This is a genomic window from Trinickia dabaoshanensis (genome assembly GCF_002879885.1).
Lineage (GTDB): Bacteria > Pseudomonadota > Gammaproteobacteria > Burkholderiales > Burkholderiaceae > Trinickia > Trinickia dabaoshanensis.
The window spans coordinates 1-20869 of the sequence record NZ_PNYA01000023.1; the positions used below are offsets into that span (position 1 = coordinate 1).

Sequence of the window (20869 nt, forward strand, 5' to 3'; positions counted from 1 at the left end):
GGGCGGGCTTGGCCGATCGGGCGGATCGGGTGGATCGGGTGGAGGCCCAGCCGGTGGATTAGGCGGCGCGTCGCCGGGCGCGGCCGCGTCCGATCGCTGCGGCCGGGGCGGGGGACCGTCCCATGTCTGCCACGAATCGGTGTCGCCTGCCGCCGGTGGCTGCGCCGGTGCCGACTGCGGCGCAGTGGACGCACCGTTCGCGCGCCGGCGCCTGAAGAGCTTGAACATGGCGATCTCCGCTAGGCTAGGCCGGGTGCATCAAGGCGTCGTGCTGGCCGGTTGCGGCTGTGCGCCGGCTGCTCCCTGGGCCGCGGTGTCGCTCTTCTGGCCGACGAGGGTGCCGTCGGTCGGCGTCGGCGGGAGCGGCTTGGGATTCTTCGATTTGTCTTCGGTCACGACGGGCTTGGTGGCGGCATCGGTCAAAAAATCGATGACGCGCATCAGCGCCTCGGGCGGCGGCTGCCGGCGCACCTGCGTGTGGATCGAGTATTTGGCGCGCGTATCGGTGCTGCGTGTTTGCTCGGACTTGTGCGAGACGCGCCCGGAAATACTGACGCTTACCGGTCCCCACCCTAGCTTGGCCTGGAATTCGCCGCCGGCTTCCGTCGAGGACGACGATTTCTCCGACTGCGTGATCTCGAGCTCGAAGTCGATCGTGCCTTCTTCGATGGCAATAATCGGGTGAACGATTGCCGCCAATAGTGGGATGCGCATCGTTTTTTGCACGATGCCCTTGGAGACACCATTTTCGTCGACGAGCGATTCGTCGTAATCGAACTGGACCGCAACCGCTTTGCCGTCTTGAATGCACACCTGCATCAGAAAATCGGCGTAGCTTTTGGCCGCCTGAGTTTGCGCCGTAATCATCGCTTTCAAGGGGCCGGCAATCATTTGGTCCATCGGCAATGCATTGATCACCGACCCGATAAAATTTGCATCCATGAGAAAACCCCCTTCGTGTTAGAAATGGCGCAGCGTGGGTACGCTGACGTCGTTCAGATTACGGGGTTCGAGTGGTCGAACGAAGGGGCCGCAGGTCATGGCCGGAGACACAGGACTATTGCGCCGCGCTGGGCCGCGCTGCCACGGGCCTTACGGATTAGTACGTCGGTCATGGACCTTCGGTGCTAGTGCGTACCGACGAAAACGGCGGTAAAAAGCAACCGAATGAGATGTGTTAGGCGTCGTTAATAGAACATCTCGCTACCGAGGGAAGCGCATAAATGAACGTCCTGATGATCGATAGTCTGCCCCTTTTCGTAGCTGGAGTAGCCGATGCACTCCTGAAGCTCGATAAAGATTGGAAAGTCTGGTCCGCGGAAAATCCCGACGATGTTTATCGGGTGCGCGACGAGTTGATTGGAGATGGTATCGATGCCATTACGCTCGAGTGGGATGACGAGGCGGCTCGGGTCGGATGGCCGGAAGTATTGCCGAGCGTTTTCGGCGCGGTGCCATGGCTGTTCGTCGTGCGAAATGGAGGGCGGCATGCTATCGCAGACGCACTATTGGCGGGGGCGGCGGGCGTCGTCGAGCGTCACGCGACGGCCGAGGAATTCGCGCTCGCGCTCAAGCAAGTGGCATCCGGTGCGATCTATGTGCCTTCTCGCTATCGCGACGAGGACGAGCCTTGCGCCCGCACGTTGTCGAGCGTCGGCGAACGGCGGCTCGATCGACTGACGCCGCGTCAACTCGAAGTGCTCCGGCTGCTCGCCGAAGGCAAATCGAACAAGCAGATCTGCCGTGCGCTGAACGTCGCCGAGGGCACGATCAAGAATCATTTATATGCGCTGTTTCGGCAGATCGGCGTCAGCAACCGAACCGAAGCCGCGTTGTGGCTCGCCCGGCGCATCTCGGGCGAAGCGACCCGGCTGCCGTTGCCGCTGCCGCGCGCCGCGTTCGCGGGCGCCGACTGACGGAGATCGAGCCGGCTCACCGCGCCGGTTCATCGCGCCTTGGCCTCGACGGGCGACGACGGATTCGACCGAGCCGCGCCGCCGCGAATGGGCTCGGCGCCGAGCATCGTGCGCGTCAGCGCCGCGAGCCGCCGCTTGACGTCGTCGGTCGAGGCCGTATCGTCGAGCGCCTGCTGCAGCTCGACGAGGCTCGCGGCGATCTCGCTTTGCATCTGTGCGCGAGTTTGCGCGGTTTGGGCGCGCTCGGCGCTGCGCATCGCCGCGATACCGGCCGCCGGATCGCCTTTGACGAGTGCATCGAGCGTATCGACCAATCGTTGCAACAGACGGTGCACTGCCGTGGCCGAGAAGCCGCCGAGCATCGCGAGCGCGGGCTTGCCGAAGCTGCGCATCCCGCCGCTGTCGAATAGATCGCGCGGCAGCATCTCGACGAGGATCAAGCCCGCGATCACACCGAGTATCAGCCGCGCGCCATAGGAGGCGTCGTACCGCGGGTCGTAAGTGGCATCGGCGATGTAGCGATGGGCCTGGAATAGCGCGGCGAACGATGCGCCGAGCCCGGCGCAAAAGATCAGAAACAGCGTGTTCCAGAGCAAACTGGTGCCGCTCGCGGTGAGAAAACCTTGTTCGATGTTTTTGGCCGAAACATCCGGGGAGAGGCCCGTCGCGATGACGGCGACGAGAAACGCGATCGCCGCGATGCTCAGCAAACGGATCAACGGCACGGGGCCGAGCCATGCAAGCGGGTGGGCCTTGCGATAGTGCGAGTCGAGCAGCAAGACGGCATGAGGCGTGGCCGGCGCGATTACGGCGGCCAGTTTGCCGTGCAGGGCCGCCAGTCTATGCCGCGCGTCGGGTTCGTCGGCGGCGGGCGCGGGCGATGGCGTGTCGGCCGAAATCAAACGGGCGAGGTCGGCGATCGATTCGGGTGCGACCGGCAGGCCATGGCGCAGCGCGAAGCGCGCCATGGCGTCGCACTCGTTGCGGAGCTGGGCGTCGAGCGTGTCGTTAGGGTCGGGCGATTCGAGCGCCGCGGGCAACGATGCGCCGCGCTCGCGCGCGCGAAAGAGAAACAAGGGCAGGTGCATGACGATCGTCCTCGAAAGGGAACCGAACGAACCGGCAACGGCCGGCATCGGCTGCACTGTGCGCCGAGGGCAAGGGCGCGAACAATGCAGCGGAAGTCATGCAAGCAGGAAGGGGAGAAACGTTCCGTGACGGGGCTGCCCCGTGACAGGAACTCTGCAGTCGGACGGGCCTGCACGCGAACGAGGTGCCCTCGCGCGCGCAGCCCCAGTCGATTACGCTTGGTTGCGGCGTTTCACCGGCCGCCAAGCCACGCGGCGGAAGCGCTCGCGCTTTTGTTCTTCCTCGAAGTGCATGCGCGAGGGCTTGACGAGATCGCTGCGCGAGACGATCCCGGCAAGCGTCATCGAATCGCGATCGGTCACGACCGGCACGCGCTCGAGCCCGTGCACGGCAAGCCGGGCCGCAACCAGCCGGCACGTTTCGCCGGGCAGGGCCACCGTGACCGACTTCGCGGCAAGCGCGTCGCCGATTTTCGTCAGCGCGGGGGCGCCGCTTTCGGCACCGGCCAACGCGGCGAGCGTCGCGCGATCGGCGATGCCGACGAGTCGATCGCCGCGCACGACCGGATAGGCGCGATGTGTCTGGCTGGGCCCGAAGAAAGTGGCCAGGGCCTCGCCTACCGACAACTGCGCATCGATGGTTTCGACGGCGCGCGTCATGACTTCGTCGACGTGATGGCGCTCGAGCGGATCGACGCCGTATTCGCGATAGATGTGATAGCCGCGCCGCGCGATCTTTTCGGTCATGATCGAGCGGCGCATGACCACCGTCGTGAACCCGTGCGCGACGAGTGTTGCCGCGAGCAACGGCAAGAGCGCGTTGGCGTCGTGCGTGAGACCGAAGGCGAACACGATGGCCGTCAGCGGCGCGCCGAGCGTGGCGCCCAGCGTAGCGGCCATGGCCACGAGCGGCCACAGCGCCGTGTCATGCCCGGGCAGAATCGGTCCCATCACGATACCAAGCCCCGCGCCGAGCATGAGCAGCGGCGCGAGCACGCCGCCGGACGTACCGGAGCCGAGCGCGATCACCCAAATGATGGCCTTCACGACCAGAATGGCGACGGCCACCTTGATCGCGAGTTGCTGATGCAGCAAGTCGCCGATGACGTCGTAACCCACGCCGAGTACGCGCGGTTCGATCAACCCGCCGAGGCCGACGGCGAGGCCGCCGATAGCGGGCCACCACATCCAGTGCAGCGGCAACTTGCCGAACAGATCCTCGGTGGCGTAAAGCGCGATCGACAATCCGGACGCCAACGCGCCGCAAGCCACGCCCAGGATCAAGCACGAGAGGAGCGAGATCGCGCCGGGCGGGGCGGTTTCGAGCGGAAACAGCGGACCGACGCCGAACCACGACGCGCGCAAGAACCCCGCGACGGCGCAGGCGAGCGCCACGGGCAGGAAGCTGCGCGGGCGCCATTCGAACAGCAGCAATTCGACGGCCAGCAGCACGGCCGCCACGGGGGTGCCGAAGACGGCGGTCATGCCGGCGGCGGCGCCCGCGACGAGCAGCGTTTTACGCTCGGCGGCCGTGACCCGCACGCACTGCGCGAGTAGCGAGCCCAACGCGCCGCCGGTCATGATGATCGGACCTTCCGCGCCGAACGGCCCGCCGCTGCCGATGACGATGCCCGACGACAGCGGCTTGAGAATGGCGACTTTCGGCGACATACGGCTCTTGCCGAACAAGATGGCCTCGATCGCTTCAGGGATACCGTGACCGCGAATCTTCTCGGAGCCGAAGCGGGCGATCAAGCCGACGATGAGCCCGCCAATCGCGGGAACGAGCACGACCCAGACGCCGAGCTTGTTCTCGGCCGGCGAGTGATTGACGAACGAAAACGTGCCGAAAAAGAACACGTTCGTGAACAAATAGATGAGCTTGAGCAGCACGACAGCCGCGATGGTGCCCATTACGCCGATGACGGCGGCCAATGCGCAGATGCCGGGTAACCGGGCGTTGGCGGAAAAGTCCCGCTTGTTTGGATCGATGTGGTCGGTGCTCATAGCTCTATCAAGGTCATAAATCGATTTGCGGCACGGTGAACGCGCCCTTGAGCGACTTCAGCTCGGCGCGGTGCAATGCCGCCAGTCTTGCCAATACCGTTTCGCCTGCTTTGAGCAAGTGGACTTCCACTTGCCGTCTATCCGTCTCGCTCACCTTGCGTTTGACAAGCTCGAGCGCTTCGCAGCGCGAGACGAGCGCGACGACGCCGTGATGCTGTGCTTGCAAACGTTCGGCCAACTCGCCGATCGTGGCCCATTCGCGGCCGGGGTATCCTTTCACGTGCAACAGCAGCAGGTACTGCAGCGGCGTGATGCCTTCGCCTTGCGCGGCGCGCTCGGAGAAGCGTTCGAAGCGCCGCATCTGATAGCGGAACTCCGACAGTTGCTCGAAATCGCTTTTGGCGAGCATGCTTGCGGCGGCTGTTTTCATGGGAAAGGCGAGGGTAGGATGAAATCGTAAATTATATCACATTGTGATATAAATGGCCGCGTAGCCTTTTGGGTCAAGGATTTCGAGGTTAGCACTGCTTACCGAAGCGGTAGGCCGGGTAAGCGGGCGACACGCGAAGCGCGGCGATGCGCGTTTCGTCTTTTGGACCTACGCCGTGCGAAGCTGGCGCGTTTGCGTTTGCCGATGCAACCCGCCGATCAAATCCGACTGCGTAATCATGCCGATCAAACGCTTGGCGCCGTCCACGACCGGAATGTGGTGGTGTCCGTAATGGGCGAATACCGGAATCAGTTCGGCGACGGGCAAGTGCGGATCGACGGTGCGCACATTGGGCGTCATCAGATCCTCGACGCGGTACGACTCGGAGGGATTGCGCCACAGCGGCCAGCGTTTGCCGCGCGGGCCGCGCAGCCCGAATGCGGTGCGGCCGACGAAATCGGTGCGCGTGACGATGCCGACGACGCGCTTCGCTTCGTCGATGACGGGCAATGCCTTGATGCGATGACGCTCGAGCAGTCGCCACGCGGCGGCGGCCGACGTTTCGCTGGACACGCTGACGGCGTCGCGCGACATGATGCCGGCGCAAGTCAGCTCACGAAAGCTGCGGGCGTAGGCGAGGAGTTGCGCTTCGTGCACGAGCGATTCGAGGTCGTCTGCGGCCACGTCGATCAATTCGCCGCGCTCGCGCACGATCGCTACGAGATCGGCGCGCGTCACGCCGGCGATACCCTGCGCGGCGGGGCGGCTCACGTGCGGATAGCGATGGCCCGTGGCGGTGTGATAGACGATCGCCGAGACGAGCAGCACGACCGATTGCAGGGCCACCGGTTCGATGACGAAGCGCAGGCCGAGCGCATGAATGGCGGGACCGCCGAGCACAGCCGTGAGCGCGACGGCACCCGAGGGCGGGTGGATGCAGCGCAGCGCGAACATGACGCCGATGGCGGCCGCGAGCGCAACAGCGGCCGCGACGACGGGATTGCCGATCCACATGGCGCAGAGCACACCGACCGTAGCCGCGACGAGGTTGCCGCCGACGAACGACCAAGGCTGCGCAAGCGGGCTGGCGGGCACGGCGAACAGCAGCACGGCCGACGCGCCCATCGGCGCGATCAGAAACGGGACTTGCGCTTGCGGGCCGAGCAGCCAATGCATCGACGCGCCGGTTGCCGCGATGCCGAGCAGCGCGCCGAGGCAAGCACGCAGACGTTCGCGCGACGAGACGGCGATGGGCTGTGGGGCGAAGCTGGCGAACCAACGTAAGGCGGCTTGACTAGGCACGGCGTATTTCTTCGGATCACATGACGAAAGCGCGGCGAAAGGTCGCATCGCCGCCTCGGGAGCCCGAGATTGTATCTCAATGTGATATATCCGTGCCAACCCTTATCGGGCCATAGCGTTGCGGCGACGCCGCATAGGCTCGGCGGCTCACTCGCGCAACGCTACGCCGCTCCCGTCGCATCCCCCTTTTCCACCTTGACCTTCAGACTGTTCAAGCCCTTGTCGAACTCGCCGCCCACCATCTTTTCCATGTTGAAGCAGACGCCGAATAACTTTTGCATATAGCTCGAGACGCCGCTCATTTCCCACGAAACGTCGGTGGCGGCGTCTTGCGGTTTCAAGGTGAACAAGACCGTGTTGTTCGCCTTCATGGGTTTTTCGAATTGGAGACTCATTGCGATGCGTTGCGGGGGAACGGTCTCCGTGATTTGCATGCGGCCTTTGCCGCTTCGGCCCGAGCCGTTCCAAACGTAGCTCCCGTCGCGTCCTTCCGACGATGCGCCGTAGGTGAGGTTGATCGTCGGGTCGCTTTTCGCAAAGGGGTTCCATTCGTTGAATCGGCGAAGGTCGTTGATCAAGGGATAGATGGCTTCGGGCGGGGCCTCGATCGTGACCGAACGAGCGATGTGGAACTCGTTCGGTCGCGTGGCGGTATAGACGAGCAGACACGCTGCCGCTGCGATGATTAGGAGTCCGACAATGAGAAATGCGCTGAACATGATGCATACCTCCTGTGGGAGATGTCTCGTGCTCAATCAGTTTTCCGGATGGCCGCGGGCTGTCGATCTGCCGTCGACATATCGCCCGCCGCGAAAACTAAGATAGACGCTAGGCGGGAAGATTGCTCCTACGAATAACCTCGAAGACGACCGATGCCGGTTCATGCACCGGCAAACCGTCCGGCATCACGCATCGTCGATGCCGGGTTGCGCTTCGGCGGGTGACGGCACGCCGGATAGGGCAGCGGCTTCCCGATAAAGCCGCGTTTGGTTGACGCGCGCAGCGATCGCTTCGTCATCGGATGCCGAGACGTTGGACTCGCGCAACAGTCCCCAGCGGCGATACTGCGCGAGGAACCAGCGGCCCTCGGCGACGTGCGGATAATTGACGGAGCCGCCGTCGAAAAACGCGACCGGTAGCGGTGCCCGGGAGTAGCGTTTTCCGCCTTCACGCCCCGTGAGCCGCGGCGCGATGAGTTCGCGCGGCACGTCGAGCGCATCGGGCTTGGCGAGCCACGCCGAGATTTCCTCGCGATGCTCGGGCGCATCGACCCATCGGCACGCTTCGAGCATGGTGCGCACGAGCGCGCGCGCCGTCGCCGGATAGCGCTTAACGAACTCGCGCCGGCAGGCGAGGACTTTCTCGGGATGATTCGGCCAGATCTCGCTCGTCGTGACGACCGTTTCACCGGCACCGCGCGCTTCGGCCACCGCATGCCACGGCTCGCCCGCGCAAAAACCGTCCAACGTGCCGCGCTCGAGCGCATCGACCATGCGCGGCGGCGGAATGACGACGCTTTCGATATCGTCGCGCGGATGCACGCCGTGCGTGGCGAGCCAATAGTAGAGCCAGAGCGCGTGCGTGCCGGTGGGGAACGTCTGCGCGAAGACGGGTGTTCGCCCTAGCGTCGCGAGCGCGGCTTTTAAGTTGCCCTCCCGATCGAGCGCCCGCGCGAGCGGCGTGGATACGGTGATGGCTTGTCCGTTGCGATTGAGCACCATCAAGATCGCCATCTCGTCGCGCGGCCCGCCGATGCCGAGCTCGATCCCGTACACGAGGCCGTACAACGCGTGCGCGCAGTCGATTTCGCCCGCGAGCAGTTTGTCGCGCACGGCCGCCCAAGACGGCTGACGGCATAGCTCGAGCGTGAGCCCGTGGCGATGTCCGAATTCGAGTACCTTGGCCGCGACGAGCGGCGCGGCGTCGGAAAGCGCGACGAAACCGATGCGCAGATGGGTTTTCTCAAGGGCGCCGTCGCTCGGCGTTGCGATATCCATGGCGTTGCTACCTCGAAGAGTCGGCCGCTTCGAGCACGCGGCGTGCGATTTCGGCCAGACGTACGCCCGCATCCATCGCGCGCTTGCGCAATGACGCGTAGGCGTCGTGTTCGGAGAGTTTGCCGCGCTCCATGAGCAGCCGCTTCGCCCGATCGATCGTCTTGCGGTCTTCGAGTTCGCTTTCCGCTTTGGCGAGCCGCTGGCGCAGCTTTTCCTCATGCGCGAAACGCGCGAGCGCGACTTCCAGAATCGGCGCGAGCTTATCGGCGGTCAGCCCCTCGGCCATGTAGGCGGTCACGCCGGCATCGACGGCGGAGCGGATCAACTGCTGATTGGCGTCGTGGCTGAACATGAGCACCGGTCGCGGCGCGGTTTCGTTCATGACCGCCAAGTGCTCGAGCGTATCGCGCGACGGCGATTCGGTATCGATGATGACGACGTCGGGCCGCTCGCGCTCGACGACTTTGGGCAGCGCATGCGGCGCGGCGGCTTCGGGCAGCATGTCGTAGCCGAGGCGAGCGAGCGCCTCGCGCAATTCGCCGATGGGTTTTTCGGTGTCGGTGACGAGCAAAATACGCAACATCTAAGCCGGTGTCGTCGCGGTCAGCAATCGCTTGATTTCAGGGACGCAGGAGCCGCAGACAGTGCCACAGCCCAGCGTCGATTTCAACTCGTCCAGCGCCGCGCCTTTGGCCACCGCTTGCTCGATCTGCGATTGCTTCACTTGCTTGCAGTTGCAGATCACGCGATCGCGCGGCGCGCGAACGCGCTGTTGCGGGGTATCGCCGCCAAGCAGAACGATCGCGTGGCGCGGGCCCTCCCACGGCGTCTCGCCGCGGATCTGCTCGATCAGCGCCGCGGCGGGGCTCGTGTCGCCCGTCAGCAAAAAGCCATCGACGAAATGCGCATCCCAGGCGATGCGTTGCGTGCGGCCCCGGCGCGGGTCGCGATATTCGAGCAGGTCGTCGCCACGCGCCAATCCTAGCGCATCGTGCAAGCGCTCGGTCCAAGCCGCGTCGGCATCGATGTCGGCGGCGGTGACGACGATCAATTCGTCGGCCTCCACGCGAATCGACGCATAACGGCGTTCGGCGAGCAGGGGCTGCACGGCGGCTCGCAACGCGAGCACATCGCCGCGCTTTGCGGCGGTCAGGCGCCACGGCAGTTTGGCCGGCTCGATGCGCACGGCCGCATGCTTCAGTTCAGGCTGCTTCGAATCGGGATCGACGGCCCCGATCGTCGTTTCGTTGATACCGCCGCTAGCCAGGAATTGCCCGCTCCAATGCATGGCCGCGAAAACCGTGCCGGGCGCGAGGTCGTCGCTCGTCTCGAGCGGCAGCACGAGGCGGCCGCGGCGGCTGGCGATCGTGACGAGCTCGCCTTCCTTCAAGCCGCGGCGTGCCGCGTCTTCCCGGCGCATGGAGAGTGTGGCCTGCGGGGCATGATTGAACAGCACGCCCGCACGGCCCGTCCGGCTCATGCCGTGCCATTGATCGCGCAGGCGTCCGGTGAGTAGGCGGAAGGGGTAGCGCGCATCGACGCTCTCGGCCACGGGCAAGTAGCTCGGCGCATGAAAGCGGGCCCGCCCGTCGGCCGTGGCGAACGTTCCGTCGACATAGCGCCGCGCGGCGCCGCGCTCGCGGCCCGCCGGAAACGGCCATTGCTGCGGGCCGTCTCGTTCGAGAACATCGTAAGAGAGGGCGCCGATGTCGAGATCGCGGCCGATCGTGAGCGAGCGGTGTTCGTCGAATACCGCTTGCGGCGATTCGAACGGGAACAAGCCAGCGTCATTATGCGTGTTCGGTGCTTCTTCGCTTTGCCGAGCGGATAGCCGTGCTTCGAGCCTGCGCGCGACTTCGTTGACGATCCACCAATCGGCCCGCGCCTCGCCGGGCGGCTCGACCGCCGCGCGCACGCGCGAGATGCGTCGCTCGGAGTTCGTGACGGTGCCCGACTTCTCGCCCCAACTGGCGGCGGGCAGCAATACGTCGGCGTAGGGCACCGTGTCCGTTTGTTCGAACGCTTCTTGTACGACGACGAATTCGGCCGTGCGCAGCGCCCGGCGAACGCGTTCGATATCGGGCATCGAGTGGACCGGGTTCGTGCAAGCGATCCAAACGGCCTTGATCTTGCCCTCGGCGAGCGCATCGAACATATCCACGGCCGGCAAGCCCGGACGCGCGGATAGCCCGTTCACACCCCATAGCGCCTCGACTTGGGCTCGATGCTCTGCATTGGCGATGTCGCGGTGCGCGGCCAGCATCGTCGCCATGCCGCCCACCTCGCGCCCGCCCATCGCATTGGGCTGGCCCGTCAGGGAAAACGGCCCCGCGCCGGGCTTGCCGATTTGTCCCGTGGCGAGGTGTAGGTTGATCAACGCCAGGTTCTTATCGGTGCCGTGGCTCGACTGGTTCAGGCCCATGCAATAGAGCGAGAGCGCGGCCGGGCTCGCGGCGAACCATTGCGCCGCCACCAGCAAATCCGATTCGGCGATGCCGCAAATCTCGGCGGCCATGCTCGGCGTATAGCCGCGCACGAGCGACTTGAGCTCATTGAATCCGCTCGTATGAGCCGCGATGTAAGCCGGATCGATCGAGCCTTCCCAAATCATGTGATGCAGCATGCCGTTGAACAGCGCCACATCGGTGCCCGGCGTGATCGCCAGGTGCAGATCGGCCAGCGCGGCCAGATCCGTGCGACGCGGATCGACCACGATCCATTTGATCGACGGGTCTCTCGCCTTCGCTTCCTCGAGGCGCCGGAACAAGACCGGATGCGCGTAGGGCATGTTGCTGCCCGCGAACAGGACCGTTTGCGCGAGTTCGAGGTCTTCGTAGCAAGTCGGCGGGCCATCGGCGCCGAGCGCTTTCTTGTACGCGCTCACGGCACTCGACATGCACAGCCGCGAATTCGTATCGATATTGTTCGTGCGGATCAGTCCCTTCGCGAGCTTATTGAAGACGTAATAGTCTTCCGTCAGAAGCTGCCCCGAGATATAGAAAGCGACGGCATCGGGACCGTCGCGCTCGATGATGTCGGCAAAGCGTGCCGCGACATGATCGAGCGCGACGGTCCAATCGGCCGGCTCGCGCACCGCGTCGCGCGTGAGCCGCAACTCGGGACGCAGCGCCCGGCCGGCGTGATCCGCCACGGTCAGGGGCAGCGTGCGCCCCTTCGTGCAGAGCCTGCCGAAGTTGGCCGGGTGATCGGGATCGCCGGCGATGCCCGTGATCCGGCCGTGCTCGGCTTCGATGAGCACGCCGCATCCTACGCCGCAGTAGCAACAGGTGGAGCGTGTGACGGTCTTCATCGCGGCGGCGTCCTCATCAAGCGAAGCGAACGAACACGGCTTCGCCATCCACCTTCACGGCGAAACGCAGCGTGCAGCCTTCGTCGGGCGCGCACGCTTCACCCGTCTCCAGCGCGATGTTCCAGCTATGCAGCGGGCACGTGACCGTCTTGCCGTGCACGATGCCTTGCGAGAGCGCGCCGCCCTTGTGCGGGCAGCGATCGTGCAGTGCGAAGACTTCGTCGTCGGCCGTGCGAAAGAGCGCGATGTCGCCGTCCTCGCGCTTCAGGACGCGGCTACCCAGTCGCGGAATGTCGGCCACGCTGCACACGTGGGTCCAGGTCGAGGAGATCGTCGTATCCATATCCAAATCCATGTCCATATCCATCTCGTTCGTTCCGCGCGCTTAGGCGATGACTTTCAAAGGAATGTATTCACGTTCCTGATGTCCCTTGATACGCGCCTGCCACGGATCGGGCAGACCATCGAGCGCGTACAGCAGACGTTCGAAAAGCGCGCGGCGATTGGCGGCGTCGTCCACGACTTTTTGCTTGATGTAGTCGAGGCCCACGCGAGCGATGTAATGGACCGTGCGGTCGAGGTAGTGCGCTTCTTCGCGATACAGCTGCAAAAACGCGCCCGTGTATTCCTTCACTTCCTCGGCCGTCTTCACCTTGGCGAGGAACTGCGCGACTTCCGTCTTGATCCCGCCGTTCCCGCCCACGTACAGCTCCCAGCCGCTATCGACGGCGATCACGCCGACGTCCTTGATCCCCGCCTCGGCGCAATTGCGCGGGCAGCCCGAGACGGCCAGCTTGACCTTGTGCGGCGACCACATGTTGGCGAGCATGGTTTCCAGATCGATGCCCATTTGCGTGCTGTTTTGCGTGCCGAAGCGGCAGAACTCGCTGCCCACGCAGGTCTTCACGGTACGGATGGATTTACCGTAAGCATGGCCGGACTGCATGCCGAGGTCCTTCCATACGTCGACGAGATCCTCCTTCTTCACGCCGAGCAAATCGATGCGCTGGCCGCCGGTGACCTTGACCATCGGGATGTTGTACTTGTCCGCGACGTCGGCGATGCGGCGCAATTCGTCCGGCGTCGTGACGCCGCCCTTCATTTGCGGCACGACGGAGAACGTGTTGTCCTTTTGAATGTTCGCGTGTACGCGTTCGTTGACGAAGCGGCTTTGCGGGTCGTCCACGGCATCGCGCGGCCAAGTGGAGACCAGGTAATAGTTGACGGCGGGGCGGCACGTGGCGCATCCGTTCGGCGTGCGCCATTCGAGAAACTCGTAGACGGCCCGATGCGTGAGCAGCTTGTGCTCGCGCACGGCTTTGCGCACTTCGTCGTGCGTGCGATCCGTACAACCGCACATCGCCTTCGTCTTCGGCGTTTCTTGGAAGCTCGTGCCGACGGTGCTCATCAAGATTTGTTCGACGAGGCCCGAGCACGAGCCGCACGAACTCGCCGCCTTCGTGTGCTTCTTGACTTCGTCGAGCGTGAAGAGCCCCTTCTCGGTGATGGCCTTGACGATCGTGCCCTTGCATACGCCGTTGCAGCCGCATACTTCATCCGAATCGGCGAGGGAGGCGGCGCGATTGTGGCCTTGCACCCCGGCGTCGCCGATGCTCGATTCGCCGAACATCAAGCGGTCGCGCAATTCGCCGAGCTTGCGGCCTTCGCGCAGCAGTTTGAAGTACCAGGCGCCATCGGCCGTGTCGCCATATAGGCAAGCGCCGACCAAGCGGTCGTCCTCGATGACGAGCTTCTTGTAGACGCCGCTCGCCGGGTCCGACAATACGATTTGCTCGGTGTTTTCGCCGCCGACGAAGTCGCCCGCCGAGAACAGATCGATGCCGGTGACCTTGAGCTTGGTCGAGAGTACGGAGCCCTTGTAGCTGCCGATGCCCATCAACGCGAGATGGTTGGCGCAGACTTTGGCCTGCTCGAACAGCGGCGCGACGAGCCCGTAGGCAACGCCGCGATGGCTCACGCATTCGCCCACGGCGTAGACGCGCGGATCGTACGTTTGCAACGTATCGTTGACGACGACGCCCCGATCGCAGTGCAAACCGGCCGCCTCGGCCAGCGCCGTATTCGGGCGAATGCCGGCCGCCATGACCACGAGGTCGGCTTCGATTTCGTCGCCGTCCTTGAAGCGCACGCCGGCCACTTCGCCGGCTTCGTTGCCAATGATTTCGCTCGTTGCTTTGGCGAGCAGGAACTGCAGACCGCGCGCTTCCAGTGAGCGTTGCAGCAAGCGGCCGGCGTTTTCGTCGAGTTGCCGCTCCAGCAGCGTCGAGGCCAGGTGCACCACCGTGACGTCCATGCCGCGCAGTTTCAAGCCGTTGGCCGCCTCTAACCCGAGCAGGCCGCCGCCGATCACGATGGCGCGCCGCTTGACCGAGGCCGCGTCGATCATCGCTTGCGTGTCGCCGATATCGCGGTAGGTGATCACGCCTTTGAGCTTGGCGCCGGGCACGGGCAGGATGAACGGTTGCGAACCCGTCGCGATGAGCAGACGATCATAGGGTGCTTCGGTGCCGTCGTCGGCCACGACGATGCGGCGTTTGCGGTCGATGTGCGACACGCTCTTGCCCAGATGAAGGCGAATGCCGTTTTCCTGGTACCACTCGAGCGGGTTCAGGACGATGTCTTTGAACGTCTGCTCGCCGGCCAGCACCGGCGAGAGCAAGATCCGGTTGTAGTTCGGGTGCGGCTCGGCGCCGAAGACCGTGATCTCGTAATGATTCGGCGCGAGCGCGAGCAGTTCTTCGATCGTACGGATGCCGGCCATGCCATTGCCGATTACGACGAGTCGGGGCGCGTTCATCGTTGCATACTCCTTGAATCGTTGAGGTCGCAGCGTCATTGCACGACGGGATACAAAAAATGAGCTTTCATGGCATGCGCCAACGAAAACGGCGTCCGCTCGTGCCGTTGCACGAGGGGACGCCGTTGTCCTTGAAGCGTGAGCGATGCGCCTGGGAGGGTGTGCTTGCTTGAGTGCTTGCCGCCGTCGCCGTGCAATCGCGTTGCGTTGCATGCATCCCGGCGCCGTTGCCGGGTACGCGCGACAACTAAGCAAAGGCTATGCCAAGTGATTGAAACGTACTACCCACAAGGCTTTGCGGGTATTTTCGCCCGACGCGGGGGAAGCGCCGCACCAACTTGCCGCACTGCAGCAGTGCAGCGCACGCGGTGTGCCGCACCCGTTCGGCGCGGGCGTGTCCGCTTCGGTGCGTCGTTGGCGGATGATGTCACGCATCGGGGTCTATAATTCGGAGCCTTGATCGAAACTCATCCCGCCAGGCCCACGTGGGTCATGCAGTGAGCGTGAGCGGGTTTTCAGTGCTTGCCAACGTAACTAAACGAGGAGGTTCGATATGACCATCCGCATCGGCGACGTCGCACCCGATTTCACTGCTGAAACCACGGAAGGCACCATCAAGTTTCATGACTGGATCGGCGATCACTGGGCGATCCTGTTTTCGCATCCGAAGGATTTCACGCCCGTTTGTACGACCGAACTCGGTACCGTCGCGCGCTTGAAGCCGGAATTCGACAAGCGCAACACGAAGGTGATCGGTCTGAGCGTCGATCCCGTCAGCGATCACGAAAAGTGGGTCGGCGATATCGCGGAGACGCAAGGACACGCGGTCAATTTTCCGGTCATCGGCGACCATGATCTGACCGTATCCAAGCTGTACGACATGATTCACCCGAACGCCAGCGGCGGCGCGCGCACGGCTAACGACAATGCCACGATCCGATCGATCTTTATCGTCGGCCCGGATAAGAAAGTGAAGGCGATGCTCGTTTATCCGATGAGCGCCGGCCGCAATTTCGACGAAGTGCTGCGCTTGCTCGATGCTTTGCAGGTCAACGCACAGCACGCAGTGGCGACGCCCGCGAATTGGCGTCCGGGCGACGACGTGATCATTCCTACGTCGGTGTCGGACGAGGAAGCAAAGAAGAAATACCCGCAAGGGTTCAAGACGCTCAAGCCGTATCTGCGCACGGTCGCGCAGCCGAAGTAACGTAACGGCTCCGGCAGAGCCGATACCGGCGCGTCATCGCCGCTCGTGCAGCGGGGCGCGCCGGTTCCCTTTTAGGCCATCCAAACGGCAGTGCCGATCCCTGCCGCCGCGCAGAGCGCCACGACTGCCAGCGGCGGCGTTTTCCATCTGACCAACAAGAGCAATCCGGCCGCGGCGATCGCGAAGTCGGCCGGCCCGTGCACGGCACTCGTCCATACCGGCGAATAGAGCGCGGCGGCGAGCAAACCGACGACCGCTGCGTTCACGCCGGCGAACATCGCGGCTGTCGAACGGCGCGCGCGCAAGCCTTGCCAATGCGGCAGCGCGGCAACGACGAGCAGCAGCCCCGGTAGAAAGATCGCGACCGTGGCGAGTACGGCACCCGCGAGACGACCGCCCGCGCCGGCGATCATCCACCCCAGATACGCGGCGAAGCTGAATAGCGGTCCAGGCACCGCTTGTGCGGCCCCATATCCGGCCAGCAATTCGTTCTGGCCGACCGTGGCGTGAATGAGCGGCTGTTGTTGCAGCAAAGGCAGGACGACATGGCCGCCGCCGAAGACTAGGGCACCCGAGCGGAAGAAAGCGTCGAACGATGCGAGCGCCTGCTCGGCTAGGCCACCGCCCAGCATCGGCGAAAAACGCAGCATCGCCGGGAGCCCGGCCAACAGCACGCCAAATAGGACGAGGGCGACGATTCCGGCCGAATGGGAAACGCGCCGGTCGAGCGTTGCCATGTGGCCGGGGACGCCGCGCACATCGAATGCGGGATCGCGCCCGTATAGCGCCAGGCCTGCCAGTGCGCCCAATGCAATGACGATCAATTGCGCGTAGACGGTATGCAGGGCGCTGAGCAGTGCGATCGCGGCAATGGCGACCGCGGTGCGCCGCCGGTCGGGGCACAGCCGCCGCCCCATGTCCCACACCGCCTGCGCGACGACGGCCACGGCCGTCAGTTTCAAGCCGTGCACGAGCCCTTGGCCGATCGTGCCTTTCAAGTCGGGCGCAAAGGCGGCGAACGCCAGCAGCAGCGCCACGGACGGCAACGTAAAGCCGCACCAGGCCGCGAGCGCGCCAAGCCAGCCGCCGCGTAGCAGGCCGACGGAGAATCCGACTTGGCTGCTGGCCGGGCCGGGCAGGAATTGGCAGAGGGCGACCAGATCGCCGTAGGTGGCTTCGTCGAGCCAGCGGCGGCGTTCCACGAATTCGCGGCGGAAGTAACCCAAGTGCGCGACGGGCCCGCCGAAAGAGGTCAGCCCGAGCTTCAGAAAAACACCGAGGATTTCGAGCGCGCCGCGCCCGCGCACGGGCGTGGCGGAGGAAACGGTAAGCGGTTTAATGATCTAGCCTTTTCATCGTTTCGGATTCCATCGCAGCGTGCCATTCCTCAGAGGCTTCGAACGGGTTCGTTTCGTCTTCGACCGAAAATTGCGCGCGTTCGGCCGCGGTGCGTGCGCTGCCGAAGCCGGTGTCGAAATCGTCTCCGATCTCGTCCTCGCCGGGCGGCTCGAGCATATCGCGCAACATCGCGTCGAGCTCCGGCGTGTCCCAAGGCTTGCCATGCTGTTTGCAGACCTTGATGTAATGCCGGATTTCCGCATCTTGCTCCGGAGTGAGCGGCAGCCCACGGAAGGTCCGCTGGGGATCGAGTTCGGTCATGATGGCGCTCCGCGGGAGAGATGTCCGAGTTTAGCGCCGTTGCATGACAGTGCGCTATACGGGTGCATCCGATTCAACGTGGCCCTCCGCGCGCTTCGCATCATAGGCGGGTGCGGCGCTGTGCATGGCGGCGCGGCGCTCTTGCCTCGCTTCAGACGTCGAATCGATCAGACGCCGGGCCGATGCGTAGATGTTGCGCGCGTGCCGTTCGGGGTCGTTGAAGCGGCTCATCGGTACGTCGAGCGAAATCGTCGTGCGTTCCGGCAACTCATGCAGTAGTTCACCGAGGGGCAGCGTGCCGATCCCGGGCATGAGCCGCCCTGAGCGGTTTTCCGTGATGCGCGCGTGCATGGACGCCGGGGCGATCGGACCCGCGTCGCAGAGCCGCAACGTGCGGATGGCGCCGGGCGGAGCGATGCATAGGTCGAGCGCGCAGCCGCCGGAGCGCCATAAGTGCAGTGCGTCGATGAGGACCGAACCATTCGGCTGTCCCGCCGCAACGACGATATCGAGCGCGTCGTCGAACGAAGCCACGTGACGCCAGGCCATGAATTGAAGCTCGATCCCGGTACGCCGGGATGTAGGCGAAGGTCGATGCCGGCGTAACCGATCGTCGAGGCAATGGTCGCCACCTCGAGCGGTGCTGTTTCCAAAATCGTCGAATGCGCTAGCGTCAATTTCGGCGCGGTCGAGAAATCCATAGTTTCATCACCCGATTCGTTCGATGTTCGAGTAACAACCAGCGCTACCGCGGAAAGCCTAGCATTCGAATTAATTGCATTTCAACGCATGTTCGATTCTTTATTTGAAAGACCGGGGTGTTTAATGGACTGTTGGAGATGAAAATATCAGAGTGTGGGAATTCAAGAGGCGAATCGCATTTTCGCGATAGGGACTGGCGGGGTTCGAGTGGCGCATGTCTACTGACAAAACGTTGGCAGTAGACGCTGAGTAGGATTCGTCGGCCGTGGCGCTCGTCGTCAAACCGACCGATCGGCACGGCACCCATTCAAGGTATTCAACAACGACTCTCGGACACGACTATGAATTTTGTTTCCACGCGCATCATCACCGACGACATCGAGCGGCTCGTGCGTTTCTATGAGCAGCTTGGGCTTGCGGCCACTTGGTACACGAGCGAATTCGCCGAGCTTTCGACGGCCACGGCCACGTTGGCGATCGGCAGCACGCGCACGATGACGTTGTTCGGTGCGGGGGCGGCAGAGGGTGGGCACAACCGGTCGGTCATCATCGAGTTCCGAGTGCCGGACGTCGATCGGTATTTCGACAATCTGAAAAGCGTCGTCACGCAGGTCGTACAGCAGCCCACCACGCAACCGTGGGGCAACCGTTCCGTCTTGTTCCGCGATCCCGATGGCAACCTCGTGAATGTGTTCACGCCAGTTACCGCCCAGGCGATAGAAAAGCACGACCGGGCTGCCGGTGTACAAGCGTCTAGCCAGTAGAGAGAAGCGGTATAATCGTTGGCTCGATTTTCTCGAGGACTCGTGTGGCGGCCGAAGCGAATTGTGTCGCTGTCGGGTCGCCGCACTTCGAGCGTGGTCGAATGCCGCTCGTCCTCGATGAAACATACTGGTCAATGAAAAATAACGAAGGAGTGGCGAATGAGTTGGCTCGATAAACTGTTGCCACCGAAGATCAAACAGACTGATCCGAAAACGCGTGGCAAGACGATTCCTGAAGGGTTGTGGGTCAAGTGTCCGTCGTGCGAGGCCGTGCTGTACCGCAACGACGTAGAGGCGAACTTGAACGTGTGCCCCAAGTGTGACCATCACATGCGGATCGGCGCGCGTGCCCGCCTGGATGGGCTGCTCGATAAGGAAGGCCGTTACGAGCTTGGCCAGGAAGTCGTTCCCGTCGACGCACTCAAGTTCAAAGACAGCCGCAAATATCCCGAGCGCATTCAGCAAGCCATGAACGAAACGGGCGAAACCGATGCGCTCGTGGTGATGGGCGGGGCGATTCATACGTTGCCCGTGGTGGTGGCGGTATTCGAGTTCGCTTTCATGGCCGGAACGATGGGCTCGGTGGTTGGCGAGCGTTTTGTGCGTGGGGTGCAAAATGCGCTCGAAGAGAAGGTGCCGTTCATTTGCGTGGCCTCTTCGGGCGGCGCACGCATGCAGGAAAGTCTGCTTTCGTTGATGCAGATGGCGAAAACCACCATGATGCTGACGAAGCTCTCGGACGCGAAGCTGCCTTTCATCTCGGTCTTGGCTGATCCGACCACGGGTGGCGTGTCGGCCAGCTTCGCGTTCCTGGGGGATGTGGTGATGGCGGAACCGAAGGCGCTCGTGGGCTTCGCCGGGCCGCGCGTCATCGAGCAAACCGTTCGCGAGAAATTGCCGGAAGGCTTCCAGCGTTCCGAGTTCCTGCAGCAAAAGGGTGCGGTTGACATGATCGTCGATCGCCGCAAGATGCGCGACGAGATCGCCGGCCTGCTGGCGTTGCTGCAACGTCAACCCGCCGATGTGGTAACGGGGGCGTAAATCTCCATGCTGCTCTATGGGAACTCGGAATCCGGTCACTCCTATAAAGTCAGGTCGTTCTTGTTACTGGCGAACGTGGAGCACGAATATCGGTGGATCGACCTAAACACGCCGAGGAGTAAGCGCCCCGCGGACTTCGTCGCCGCGAGCAAGTTCGGCGAGGTTCCCGTGCTCGTCGATGAAGGGCGGGCGATGTGCCAGTCAAACGCGATCCTCGTTTATCTGGCGCAAAAGTTCGGCGTGTTCGGCGGCGGGTCTTCGCAGTGGCAGTCCGTACTCGAATGGCTGTCGTGGGAAACGAACCGGATTGGCTTCAGCGTTCCTAATCTGCGCTTTTCCCTGCGGTGGGACGAGCAGCCGCCTGATGTCATGTCTTATCTGCGAGGTCGGGCAATGGCGGATTTGCGCACGCTCGACCAGTTTCTGTCGTCTTCCGAATACCTATTGCAGGCGGGACCGACCATCGCCGATATCAGTTGCTCGGCGTATCTCTTCTGGCTTTCACAGGCCGGTATCGCAGAAGCGGAGTTTCCGCACGTTCAGCGTTGGCTCTCGTCGTTGAGCCGGTTGCGAGGTTGGCAGCATCCGGACGAGGCGCTTGCACGCCCCACTGAATAGGTCTCGCTGG

At 63.6% G+C, this 20869-nt stretch carries 19 protein-coding genes and 1 pseudogene; 5 read left to right on the forward strand and 15 right to left on the reverse strand.

Features of this window, described 5'->3' with window-relative positions; genetic code table 11:
- Positions 1-228: pseudogene (locus C0Z18_RS33590) on the reverse strand (hypothetical protein); the annotation flags it as partial.
- A gap of 30 nt (positions 229-258) precedes the next feature.
- On the reverse strand, positions 259-942 hold the full coding sequence (locus C0Z18_RS22505; RefSeq protein WP_102647667.1) for a DUF2589 domain-containing protein: 684 nt from the start codon (positions 940-942) through the stop codon (positions 259-261).
- Positions 943-1223: 281 nt separating this feature from the next.
- Between C0Z18_RS22505 and C0Z18_RS22510 the strand changes: the two genes are divergently transcribed.
- Positions 1224-1916: a helix-turn-helix transcriptional regulator gene (locus tag C0Z18_RS22510; protein ID WP_102647668.1), complete on the forward strand. Its 693-nt coding sequence runs from the start codon at positions 1224-1226 to the stop codon at positions 1914-1916.
- 29 nt (positions 1917-1945) lie between these two features.
- Here the strand turns inward: C0Z18_RS22510 and C0Z18_RS22515 are convergent, their stop codons facing one another.
- The 10 genes from C0Z18_RS22515 to nirB form a co-directional block, all read right to left on the reverse strand.
- On the reverse strand, positions 1946-3004 hold the full coding sequence (locus tag C0Z18_RS22515) for a hypothetical protein (protein ID WP_102647769.1): 1059 nt from the start codon (positions 3002-3004) through the stop codon (positions 1946-1948).
- 213 nt (positions 3005-3217) lie between these two features.
- Positions 3218-5011, reverse strand: a complete 1794-nt coding sequence (locus tag C0Z18_RS22520) for a chloride channel protein (protein WP_102647669.1) — start codon at positions 5009-5011, stop codon at positions 3218-3220.
- 13 nt (positions 5012-5024) lie between these two features.
- The gene (locus tag C0Z18_RS22525; protein WP_199189520.1) at positions 5025-5441 is read right to left on the reverse strand and encodes a MarR family winged helix-turn-helix transcriptional regulator; all 417 of its coding nucleotides are present in this window, start codon (positions 5439-5441) and stop codon (positions 5025-5027) included.
- A gap of 168 nt (positions 5442-5609) precedes the next feature.
- Positions 5610-6743, reverse strand: coding sequence for an HPP family protein (locus C0Z18_RS22530; RefSeq protein WP_233217436.1), 1134 nt, complete (start codon positions 6741-6743; stop codon positions 5610-5612).
- Positions 6744-6904: 161 nt separating this feature from the next.
- The gene (locus tag C0Z18_RS22535) at positions 6905-7462 is read right to left on the reverse strand and encodes an SRPBCC family protein (RefSeq protein ID WP_102647671.1); all 558 of its coding nucleotides are present in this window, start codon (positions 7460-7462) and stop codon (positions 6905-6907) included.
- Positions 7463-7648: 186 nt separating this feature from the next.
- Positions 7649-8740 (reverse strand): CmpA/NrtA family ABC transporter substrate-binding protein, encoded by a 1092-nt coding sequence (locus C0Z18_RS22540; RefSeq protein WP_102647672.1) that lies wholly within the window; start codon positions 8738-8740, stop codon positions 7649-7651.
- Between the two features lie 7 nt (positions 8741-8747).
- Entirely contained in the window at positions 8748-9323 is a 576-nt protein-coding gene (locus C0Z18_RS22545; protein ID WP_102647673.1) for an ANTAR domain-containing response regulator, read from the reverse strand.
- The gene (locus C0Z18_RS22550; RefSeq protein ID WP_102647771.1) at positions 9324-12050 is read right to left on the reverse strand and encodes a nitrate reductase; all 2727 of its coding nucleotides are present in this window, start codon (positions 12048-12050) and stop codon (positions 9324-9326) included.
- 16 nt (positions 12051-12066) lie between these two features.
- Entirely contained in the window at positions 12067-12393 is a 327-nt protein-coding gene (gene nirD, locus C0Z18_RS22555; RefSeq protein ID WP_102647772.1) for a nitrite reductase small subunit NirD, read from the reverse strand.
- A 42-nt stretch (positions 12394-12435) separates the two neighbouring features.
- Positions 12436-14868, reverse strand: coding sequence for a nitrite reductase large subunit NirB (gene nirB, locus C0Z18_RS22560; protein WP_102647773.1), 2433 nt, complete (start codon positions 14866-14868; stop codon positions 12436-12438).
- Between the two features lie 553 nt (positions 14869-15421).
- Here nirB and C0Z18_RS22565 point away from each other — a divergent pair.
- On the forward strand, positions 15422-16075 hold the full coding sequence (locus C0Z18_RS22565; protein WP_102647674.1) for a peroxiredoxin: 654 nt from the start codon (positions 15422-15424) through the stop codon (positions 16073-16075).
- A 71-nt stretch (positions 16076-16146) separates the two neighbouring features.
- Here the strand turns inward: C0Z18_RS22565 and chrA are convergent, their stop codons facing one another.
- Genes chrA through C0Z18_RS22580 form a run of 3 tightly spaced genes read right to left on the reverse strand, consistent with a single transcriptional unit; the run spans position 16147 to position 18283 of the window.
- Positions 16147-17382: a chromate efflux transporter gene (chrA, locus tag C0Z18_RS22570; RefSeq protein WP_102647675.1), complete on the reverse strand. Its 1236-nt coding sequence runs from the start codon at positions 17380-17382 to the stop codon at positions 16147-16149.
- Positions 17383-17410: 28 nt separating this feature from the next.
- Positions 17411-17734 (reverse strand): hypothetical protein, encoded by a 324-nt coding sequence (locus tag C0Z18_RS22575; protein WP_102647676.1) that lies wholly within the window; start codon positions 17732-17734, stop codon positions 17411-17413.
- Positions 17735-17788: 54 nt separating this feature from the next.
- A complete protein-coding gene (locus tag C0Z18_RS22580) occupies positions 17789-18283 on the reverse strand; it encodes a sugar phosphate isomerase/epimerase (protein ID WP_102647677.1) in 495 nt (164 codons plus the stop codon).
- A 494-nt stretch (positions 18284-18777) separates the two neighbouring features.
- Between C0Z18_RS22580 and C0Z18_RS22585 the strand changes: the two genes are divergently transcribed.
- The 3 genes from C0Z18_RS22585 (at position 18778) to C0Z18_RS22595 (ending at position 20859) form a co-directional block, all read left to right on the forward strand.
- Positions 18778-19200 (forward strand): VOC family protein, encoded by a 423-nt coding sequence (locus C0Z18_RS22585; RefSeq protein ID WP_102647678.1) that lies wholly within the window; start codon positions 18778-18780, stop codon positions 19198-19200.
- 159 nt (positions 19201-19359) lie between these two features.
- Positions 19360-20241 carry an acetyl-CoA carboxylase, carboxyltransferase subunit beta gene (gene accD / locus C0Z18_RS22590; RefSeq protein ID WP_102647679.1) on the forward strand — a complete coding sequence of 294 codons (882 nt, stop codon included), beginning with the start codon at positions 19360-19362 and terminating at the stop codon, positions 20239-20241.
- Between the two features lie 6 nt (positions 20242-20247).
- The gene (locus C0Z18_RS22595; RefSeq protein ID WP_199189521.1) at positions 20248-20859 is read left to right on the forward strand and encodes a glutathione S-transferase family protein; all 612 of its coding nucleotides are present in this window, start codon (positions 20248-20250) and stop codon (positions 20857-20859) included.
- Positions 20860-20869 lie beyond the last annotated feature (10 nt).

What these genes read in the sequence shown, in the direction of transcription:
- C0Z18_RS22595 (WP_199189521.1), top strand. Translation starts at nt 20,248, where the DNA reads ATGCTGCTCTATGGGAACTCGGAATCCGGTCACTCCTATAAAGTCAGG.
- C0Z18_RS22515 (WP_102647769.1), bottom strand. Translation starts at nt 3,004, where the DNA reads ATGCACCTGCCCTTGTTTCTCTTTCGCGCGCGCGAGCGCGGCGCATCG.
- accD (WP_102647679.1), top strand. Translation starts at nt 19,360, where the DNA reads ATGAGTTGGCTCGATAAACTGTTGCCACCGAAGATCAAACAGACTGAT.
- C0Z18_RS22520 (WP_102647669.1), bottom strand. Translation starts at nt 5,011, where the DNA reads ATGAGCACCGACCACATCGATCCAAACAAGCGGGACTTTTCCGCCAAC.
- C0Z18_RS22510 (WP_102647668.1), top strand. Translation starts at nt 1,224, where the DNA reads ATGAACGTCCTGATGATCGATAGTCTGCCCCTTTTCGTAGCTGGAGTA.
- nirB (WP_102647773.1), bottom strand. Translation starts at nt 14,868, where the DNA reads ATGAACGCGCCCCGACTCGTCGTAATCGGCAATGGCATGGCCGGCATC.
- C0Z18_RS22580 (WP_102647677.1), bottom strand. Translation starts at nt 18,283, where the DNA reads ATGGCCTGGCGTCACGTGGCTTCGTTCGACGACGCGCTCGATATCGTC.
- C0Z18_RS22540 (WP_102647672.1), bottom strand. Translation starts at nt 8,740, where the DNA reads ATGGATATCGCAACGCCGAGCGACGGCGCCCTTGAGAAAACCCATCTG.
- C0Z18_RS22505 (WP_102647667.1), bottom strand. Translation starts at nt 942, where the DNA reads ATGGATGCAAATTTTATCGGGTCGGTGATCAATGCATTGCCGATGGAC.
- C0Z18_RS22550 (WP_102647771.1), bottom strand. Translation starts at nt 12,050, where the DNA reads ATGAAGACCGTCACACGCTCCACCTGTTGCTACTGCGGCGTAGGATGC.
- nirD (WP_102647772.1), bottom strand. Translation starts at nt 12,393, where the DNA reads ATGGATACGACGATCTCCTCGACCTGGACCCACGTGTGCAGCGTGGCC.
- C0Z18_RS22525 (WP_199189520.1), bottom strand. Translation starts at nt 5,441, where the DNA reads ATGAAAACAGCCGCCGCAAGCATGCTCGCCAAAAGCGATTTCGAGCAA.
- C0Z18_RS22575 (WP_102647676.1), bottom strand. Translation starts at nt 17,734, where the DNA reads ATGACCGAACTCGATCCCCAGCGGACCTTCCGTGGGCTGCCGCTCACT.
- C0Z18_RS22565 (WP_102647674.1), top strand. Translation starts at nt 15,422, where the DNA reads ATGACCATCCGCATCGGCGACGTCGCACCCGATTTCACTGCTGAAACC.
- C0Z18_RS22535 (WP_102647671.1), bottom strand. Translation starts at nt 7,462, where the DNA reads ATGTTCAGCGCATTTCTCATTGTCGGACTCCTAATCATCGCAGCGGCA.
- C0Z18_RS22545 (WP_102647673.1), bottom strand. Translation starts at nt 9,323, where the DNA reads ATGTTGCGTATTTTGCTCGTCACCGACACCGAAAAACCCATCGGCGAA.
- C0Z18_RS22585 (WP_102647678.1), top strand. Translation starts at nt 18,778, where the DNA reads ATGAATTTTGTTTCCACGCGCATCATCACCGACGACATCGAGCGGCTC.